The 7,762-nt window shown below is 42.6% G+C and carries 2 protein-coding genes and 4 pseudogenes; 3 read left to right on the top strand and 3 right to left on the bottom strand.

Going from position 1 to position 7,762, the window contains the following annotated elements:
• A pseudogene (locus tag GCWU000325_RS12340) lies at nucleotides 1–154 on the top strand (IS982 family transposase); the annotation flags it as partial.
• Nucleotides 155–256: 102 nt separating this feature from the next.
• Here the strand turns inward: GCWU000325_RS12340 and GCWU000325_RS02060 are convergent.
• Nucleotides 257–816, bottom strand: a pseudogene (locus GCWU000325_RS02060) (transposase); the annotation flags it as partial.
• Between the two features lie 133 nt (nucleotides 817–949).
• Nucleotides 950–4,582 carry a choice-of-anchor J domain-containing protein gene (locus tag GCWU000325_RS02055; RefSeq protein WP_006254318.1) on the bottom strand — a complete coding sequence of 1,211 codons (3,633 nt, stop codon included), beginning with the start codon at nucleotides 4,580–4,582 and terminating at the stop codon, nucleotides 950–952.
• A gap of 467 nt (nucleotides 4,583–5,049) precedes the next feature.
• Between GCWU000325_RS02055 and GCWU000325_RS02050 the strand changes: the two are divergent.
• A pseudogene (locus GCWU000325_RS02050) lies at nucleotides 5,050–5,483 on the top strand (IS1380 family transposase); the annotation flags it as partial.
• A gap of 585 nt (nucleotides 5,484–6,068) precedes the next feature.
• On the opposite strand, the gene GCWU000325_RS02045 reads toward GCWU000325_RS02050, so the two are convergent.
• On the bottom strand, nucleotides 6,069–6,653 hold the full coding sequence (locus GCWU000325_RS02045; protein WP_006254315.1) for a hypothetical protein: 585 nt from the start codon (nucleotides 6,651–6,653) through the stop codon (nucleotides 6,069–6,071).
• Between the two features lie 134 nt (nucleotides 6,654–6,787).
• On the opposite strand from GCWU000325_RS02045, the pseudogene GCWU000325_RS02040 reads away from it, so the two are divergent.
• A pseudogene (locus GCWU000325_RS02040) lies at nucleotides 6,788–7,624 on the top strand (transposase); the annotation flags it as partial.
• Nucleotides 7,625–7,762 lie beyond the last annotated feature (138 nt).

Below are 7,762 nucleotides of genomic sequence, written 5' to 3'. Positions count from 1 at the left end.
GATTGTTCATACCCGCCACAGAAGTATCTCAAACTTTATTGTCAACCTTTTGGCAGGAATGGCGGCTTATGCTTTCTACGATACAAAACCCTCTATCAATATGGAGTTTGAGATGGAGGGAGAAACAGAAGTGAAACAGCTCACACTTTTCTAAATTTACTTGCGTGAAACAATAAATCTTCGGCCTAAAACAAGGTCGAAAGAATCGTTGTGGACTATAATCTGAGTAAAAAGGAGGGGGCCTTAAACCGAATTGGGGTTTGATGACTTCTTTGACCATTGCTTTTTCCGAAGCCTCCGTGTTTTCATCATCTTTTCTATCCTCAACGACCTCATAACTCTTACATCCGCGGGGACGACGGGGGGTGTTCGTAATGCTTGCATCAACAATTGCGCCATGCTTGACAATGACACCTTTAACTTCCAATTGCCTGTTAAACTCGTCAAGGAGCGTGTCATATAAATCTGCCTCAACTAAGACACTACGAAAACGACATACGGTAGTACTGTCAGGAACAGTATCTTCCATGCCAAGACCTGCAAAACGACTAAAGGAAAGCCGGTCGTTAACCTGATCTTCAACCTCTCCGTCACTCAGACCGTACCAGGTGCAAAGCAATTCAATCTTGAATAAAACAAGACTGTCATAGCCGGGACGACCGGTAGAATTATAGCCTTTGGTGTAAGCTACTTCGATTATAGCACGAATAGGTACCCAATTAAAACTGTATTTATTGGGGAAAAGAATGTCTGCTAAACCTTTCTTTGGCCAAGAAATATATTAGCAAAACTTGGAGAGGATATCTTTTGTTTCATGCCATAAAGGTACAAAAAATATTTGATATGGGCTAATTAAAAGAAGAGTTTTGCAGAGGTCTCAACACAATAATGCCCGACCATTTTCACGGCCGGGCATTATTTCATGTGTTTTCAAACGTTTGTCCCCTACTTATTTCAGTTGGAACGCGAACGATTTGGTGCCTTCTTCGGTAACGAGTTGCAGTATTGCGACGCCTCCGGTGAGTCCCAGAGTACTGATGTTCTCCTGATAACCCCCCTGCTTCAGCAGTTGTCCTGCTGCCGAGTAGATGCGGAAAGTCTTGTACTTGCCGTTGATACGGATACCATCGGTGGTAAATACAGGTGCGAGAGCGTCATTGCTGTCGCCTGCTGCAGTATCAACACCGTTTGTACCAACAAGTTGTGCAAGCAACTTTATAATCACAGGTTCTGCACCACGTGTCTGAACCAGCAGTGCCGCAGCACGAGTATTATTATCTTCGCTCTTGAATCTCACATCAACAAAACCTCCCTCTTTTGGAAGTTGTTCATTGTTGAACTTGAAGTAACTCTTCATCTTCGACGGCAACAGCGTAACGGTAACAGGAGCAGTGGCACGTTCTGTTGTGATGTTCACTCCCTGCGGATCTGTTGTGATACCGGTCTGGAAAGAGAAACTGAGAATATTCTTGTCAACGTTTATCTTCGGAAGGTCTGTACGTCCGAACGTAAAGTCGTCAATCATGAAGTTGAGTGATGTCTCATTTCCGCCCACCGGACTGTAGAACGAGTATGCAACGTGGAATTTATCGTCAATCTGCAAACCATTTATTTTTGACAGGTCTATGCGATAGTCATACCATGTTTCAGGTTCTATGGTCACTCCGATCGGACCATGGTCAACGAGATTGATATAGTGCTGCTTAGCCTGACCATCCTTCTCGGTGATCACATAGAGTCCGAAAGCCTCCTGAGCATCCTGTGTCGGATTGTTGAAGCGCAGGCTGAAGGTCAGCACCTTGCTCTCGGCGTTGTTATATGAGAGTGTCGGAGAGATGAGCCATGTCTCGTGTTCGCGTCTGTCGGTAGTAGCCCAGCGGAAGAACGAAATCTGTGCAACCTCATTCTCTATTTCTGTCTGTGCCTGATTCTTCTGCTGCCATGCATAGAACGGGCGTTCGCCTCTCACTGCAATGTTCTGCCATCCTTCAAGACCAAGTACGCGGGTGTGACGCAGTCCGTTAAATGTCTCTGTGATGAGAGCCTTAGCCTCGGCATCAGCCGACTTAATCATAGCATCTTCAATCTTGCTGAATTCCTCTCTGTCCTCAGCCTTATTGAGGTTGAATGAAACAGAAGTAACATTGATTTCGTTGTTGGCAACGAAGCGAATGAAAGTAGGACGGTGAGTGTTCACGGTGAACTTTCCTTCGGCATCGGCACTACCGGCATCCATCCAGTGTCCGCCACCATCTATTGAGTACTGCGCTTTGCAGTCAGCAGCGTTTGCGGCAGGTTCCAAAATTAAGTTGTTCACACCGTTTGCGAAAATTTCGTCAAGGTACAGAACGCCGTCCTTGTTGAGTGTTACGTTGTTTGCGGCATTCCATTTTCCGTCGAGTTTCCAGTATCCGAGGTCGAATTTGTGATAGTTTTTCCATGCCTCACCTGTGTAACGAGGATCCATTTTTTGGTCTTCACCGAATTTCTCTATCACATCTGCATCCGGATTAGCACTGCAAACACCCTTCAAACTGATTCTCAGAGTATCTGCCAATGCGCTTGTAAGCATCAGTGTGGCATTGAATTCACCGGCCTTCTTAGGTTTGAATGTAACCTTTACCGGACCATTATAGAGTTGTTCTTTAGGTTGTGAATAATAGAACTGTGACTTATCTATAATGAACGTACCTGCAACATCCTGAACAACGGCAAGATTTACGCTTGTTATAACATCATTAATCTCGAACTCAAGAGTCTGCTCGTCGGTCTTTCCCTGTGCTGCCTTCATTTCACGTACAGTAACTCCTTCTTTCAATGCGATTTTAGGAGTAGTACCTTGTCCCTTGAAGTAAGCCATAAGTGTGAGCGAACCACTGTTCTCTGCCTCTGCTCCACTGAATTTCATCGAGTACGAATCACTTCCCACGAACGCTCCTTTCTTTGTCGGAGTCATTGTCAGTGTTGCCTTTTTAGTGCCGTTATCCGGCAGTTTGGCAACGCTCAGTTTCATTACATTGTCTGCATCGGTACCGCCGAAGTTAGGCTCTTGTTCTGCACCGAGGTGCATTCCTTGTATTGCCACAGGATATTCTGCCGGCACGCCGACCTCTCCCATGATTGTGCGATACTGCGGAAGGATAGCAACGAGCGGAGTCTTGTCTTTGTTAGCCAGACGTGTCACGCTGAAATCGTCCATGCACACCTTGCTATTAGGTGCCACAACAATGTTGAATACGAGTTTCTCCGCACCTGCCGGACAGATTGTGCGGAACTTCAGTTCGCCCCAAGCCTTCCTTCTTCCGAAGTAAATGTCAGGGTTGCAGATAAAGTCTTTCTCTGCACTTTCTATGATATTGCCGGAAGCATCCAGCCAGTTCAGCGCAAGACGGAACGGCCCTTCTTCGCGTGCAGACTCAACGGTGAGGTAGTGTATGAGACATTCCAGTTCGTCACCCTGTACTACGGCCTTTCCTTCTGCCTTGAGATCAATTTCCTGTTTCAGGAATCCCATAGTGGCATCGGTTTCGATACCCACTCCGAAACCGGTGTCGGAATTATATCTTTCTACGCCTTCGAGTTTCGTCACAGTGCCTGCTGTCTGCCATTTTTCGGGTGTATTGCCATTGAAATTGTAGAAGAACTGGTCTTCGAGAAGTTGCACGGTCGGGCCGTCAGGTGCAGCTCCGCCAACTGCCGAGCCTGTCAGCGTAACGGTAGCAACGGCGTCGCCTGCGGTTATGTTAATCGTAGCGTTCTTTGTTCCATTGGATTTCGGTGTCAGATAAACGTCTATTGTTCCGCCGGTAGAGGTCAGCGCATCGGCCACGATGGTGAAGTCGGTAGCATTGTTTCCAGCAAGTGTTGCGGTGGGAGTCTCTGTGAAGTTTGCTATCAACACGTTCACGCTCTTCTTGTAACTTGTCTCTCCTACGTTTGTCTCGCTAAATTTGAGTTCCTGCGGAGCAACCGATACTGTAACAGGAAGAGCACCTGCCACAGTCTGTATGTTTCTAACTCGGAACTGCGCACGGTTGGCATTGTTTCCCGATGTGGCGAAAGCAACGAAGCCCACGCCGCTCAAGTCTGCCGGTATGGTGGCATCGAACACTTTCCAGTCGCCCGGCTTCGAGCCAACCACTCCTGTTATCTCGCCGATAGTGGCCTTGGTTGCGCCGGTCTTGTCGATAACAAGCATCTGCAACTTGATGTCACCCTTAACCAGAGTGGCCTCATACTCGAACGTGAGTTTCTTACCGGAAATATCACTAAGTGTCAATGCCGGCGAAACAAGGTAACTCGTATAGGCATTCTTGTCTATTGCAGAGTTCGATTGTTGGAAATAAATATTCTTATACGGTGCCATCCATTTCTTTCCGGCATACGTGAATATTGATTTCCAAAGATTCCCATCAAGAGCCTCCTTGTAGTTTTCGTTTATCGAGATGCCGGACTGCGGATTATCTTCGCTTAGCGACGAAAAGTCCAACGCCTCTTGTGCCTGTGCTTTGACCAGACCAAAAAGGCATACCCACAGGCATAGTGCCAACGCCCTTGTTGGCATTGAATTTAATTGTTTCATTATATTTTTTTAATTTAGATTTAAAAAACCATTAGATGATGCAGCCTTTTTGACATACAAAAATACTCTCCGAACAATTTAAAATAGTGCGGAGGGCATACCCAAACAAAGATGTTGCCATTTAGAGCTGCAATACTAATAAAGGTAAATCCTTGATAGGGGGAGTAAAGTTAGCAATAAATCATTACAATTCAATATGGTTTTATCCATTTTAACCCTTTTCAGAACACGTTATGAGACCTCTGCAAAACTCTTCTTTTAATTTGCCCATATCAAATATTTTTTGTACCTTTATGGCATGAAACAAAAGATATCCTCTCCAAGTTTTGCTGATACCTTAACTCCGCAGCATAAATTCTTGTGAGAACTCCAAGTGTCTGAGAAACAAAGTTCTCAAAACACTTGGATATGTCAGAAATTTCACCTATCTTAGTGCTGCAAACATAACAAGTAAGCAAAAATCTGACATGACAAAGGTAGCAATTAAAAACGAGAATATCACTTCTTTCGGTGGAATTTATCACATTATGGACGTTTTCTCAAAGTTGGGCTTTGAAAAACTTACCGAATCTGTATTGGGCAAACGTGGAAGTAGTGGCAAAGCATTCAGCCATAGAAGTATTTTCGGTTCTCTCTTCTTCAGCTACCTTTGTGGTGGAGAATGCCTTGAGGACATCAATGCGCTTATTGGGCAGTTCAAGCAGAGACCTGATACGCTGATACGCTGTTACCCGGTGCCGACACTGTGGGACGCGGACTAAAGGAGCTTGCCGAAAAGAATATTGTCTATAAGAGCGAGACCTCCGACAAGTCGTATAGTTTCAACACGGCACAGAAGTTGAATACCTTACTTTTACGGATGATACGAAGAATGGGGCTTATAAAGGGGTCTTCCGGAATTTGGAGTGATGGTATTATACTTTTCAGGCTTCCTGTTGATAAAAAAATATTGTAAACCCTTAAATATATGCTTTTTGTGGTGTAGATAGCCCATGTAAGATAAGTATAGATTTTGTAGCCTTTATTTTAGCACTTTATATTCTTTAATATTCAGTAAACAAAGGGATTTGAAAGAATAGAACTCACAAAAATTATTGACAATCAGATATTAAATGATATCACTCCAAATTCCGGAAGAACCAGAAATAAAACTATTAGCCTTTCCTATTTGAAAGAAAAAGAATGATAAATATAATTAATATTATAATTTGTTTCATCTTTTCTCTATTTTCCAAAATATTGAATGTCCAGCTGTTCCCGTAGCCTTCAGATTACTATGCGCACCTGCGGCTTTCGATCAGCTACAGGTAAAATAACCATTCTTCCAATTATTTGTATTCGTAAAAACAGCTGCATCTCAAGTATTGTATTCAGTAGTTTACCCATTGAAGCTCCACCGACTTGTTCATCTGTAATAGTAAAACTACAGAAAATTAGGTGATTAAATTGTTTCCTATTTTGGAATATTACCTGCCTATAAGATGTTTTATATCCTCAACTTTAGGCTATTTTTTCTATTCTTAGCTCGATTACTTTTATAAACTCTTTTTACAACCTTGTTCCCGTTAGAGCTAAATTCTACTAATATTGTATCTTTTATTTGTTTATTTATTATAAAAGCACTCTTGATACTAGCTCTATTTTCATTATAATCTCTAACTATATCTTTTTCTAAGACTTTTATAAGAGGGAATTCTGTATAAGTCTCATATTTTAGGAAGTCTATTTCTGATGGAGTAAACTCATCATGTCTAACTGCTATAACTCTGTAATTTACAGACGGAGGCTCATGAACATCTTTAAGCATTTGTTGTATAGCTTCTGAATTCTTTTTATTGGTACTATAAATTGTTTTCCCCTTTCTAACTATGTATGAAAAGCTGTCAGTTATAGTTAACAATGTAGAATCATAACTAATAGTGTATTTGCCTTTTATATGCTTAACAGTATCATTAAGCCAGAGTTTGAATTTATGTTCAGGAGAACTCTTTATTTCCTTTTGGGATCTTGATGAAGCATATAATGATAGTAAAGTAAAAAATATTAAGAAAATAATAGATGTTTTTTTCATTACCTTAATTCCGCAGCATAAATTCTTGTGAGAACTCCAAGTGTCTGAGAAACAAAGTTCTCAAAACACTTGGATATGTCAGAAATTTCACCTATCTTGGTGCTGCAAACATAACAAGTAAGCAAAAATCTGACATGACAAAGGTAGCAATTAAAAACGAGAATATCACTTCCTTCGGAGGAATTTATCACATCATGGACGTTTTTTCAAAGTTGGGCTTTGAAAAACTTACCGAATCCGTGTTGGGCAGACGCGGATGCAGCGGCAAAGCATTCTGTTATGGAAGTATTTTCGGTTCTCTCTTCTTCAGTTACGTTTGTGGTGGAGAATGCCTTGAGGACATCAATGTGCTTATAGGGCAGTTCAGACAGAGACCTGATACGCTATTACCCGGTGCCGACACTGTGGGGCGCGGACTAAAGGAGCTTGCCGAGAAAAATATTGTCTATAAGAGCGAGACCTCCGACAAGTCGTATAGTTTCAACACGGCACAGAAGTTGAATACCTTACTTTTACGGATGATACGAAGAATGGGGCTTATAAAAGTGGGCAGTCATGTTGACTTAGACTTTGACCACCAGTTTATTCCAGCCCACAAGTTCGATACAAAGTATTCTTACAAGCAGGATTTTGGCTATTTCCCTGGTTGGGCTTCCATTGGGGGAATCATAGTCGGAGGTGAGAATCGTGACGGAAACACCAATGTGAGATTCCATCAAGAAGACACGCTCCGTCGCATTATGGACCGTGTAACCTCAGAACTTGGTGTGGTAATAGAGCGTTTCCGTGCTGACTGCGGGTCGTTCTCAAAGGAAATCATCCAAACCGTAGAGTCGCGCTGCAACACGTTCTATATACGTGCAGCCAACTGCGACAGCCGCTATGAGGACTTCCGCCGGCTGAAAGAATGGAAGAGTGTTGAGGTTGGTTATGAGAGATGCGATGTCACCTCCGTCAGCATAGACAACTTATAAACCCCAATTCGGGATAAGCAAGGCTTGTTTTTGTCTTAAAATAACGTGAGTTCGACGAATTATAAGTGTCTATAAATTTGGTGATTAGCGAAATTTGTTGTAATTTTAAGGTGCTGATATACATAGAATTACAAA

It is taken from the genome of Alloprevotella tannerae ATCC 51259, from assembly GCF_000159995.1.
GTDB classification, from domain to species: domain Bacteria; phylum Bacteroidota; class Bacteroidia; order Bacteroidales; family Bacteroidaceae; genus Alloprevotella; species Alloprevotella tannerae.
This window is presented reverse-complemented; position numbering and strand designations above follow the sequence as displayed.